The organism is Mesorhizobium sp. M8A.F.Ca.ET.165.01.1.1 (genome assembly GCF_004792065.1).
In the GTDB taxonomy this organism is placed as follows: Bacteria; Pseudomonadota; Alphaproteobacteria; order Rhizobiales; family Rhizobiaceae; genus Mesorhizobium.
The window spans coordinates 1-329 of record NZ_SRTH01000158.1 but is presented as its reverse complement, the minus strand read 5'-3'; the positions used below and the strand labels follow the sequence as shown (position 1 = coordinate 329).

The following is a 329-nucleotide window of genomic DNA, read 5'->3' as shown; positions in this document are numbered from 1 at the left end:
GGTGTCTCCACCATCACCGCGCTCTCGCTGCTGGCGCATATGCCCGAGCTCGGCCGGCGATCCCCCAAGTCGATCGCCGCACTTGCGGGCCTTGCACCATTCGACCATGAGAGCGGCAAGCTCAAACGCAGAGCCAAGATCAGCGGTGGCCGCGCGCGCGTCCGGCGCGCGCTCTACATGGCTGCTCTGGGCGCCATTCGCGCCAACGATCGCTTCAAAGCCTTCTACACCGCGCTCGCGGCTCGATCCGGTTCGAAGAAACTCGCAATCGTGGCCGTCGCCAGAAAGCTTCTCGTCACACTCAATGCAATCATCCGCGACAAAACCGC

1 protein-coding gene is annotated in these 329 nt (G+C 63.8%); it reads left to right on the top strand.

All coding sequences use genetic code 11. From position 1 onward, the window contains the following. A partial coding sequence (locus EN808_RS35545; protein ID WP_135918247.1) for a transposase occupies positions 1 to 329 on the top strand: 329 nt, incomplete at both ends.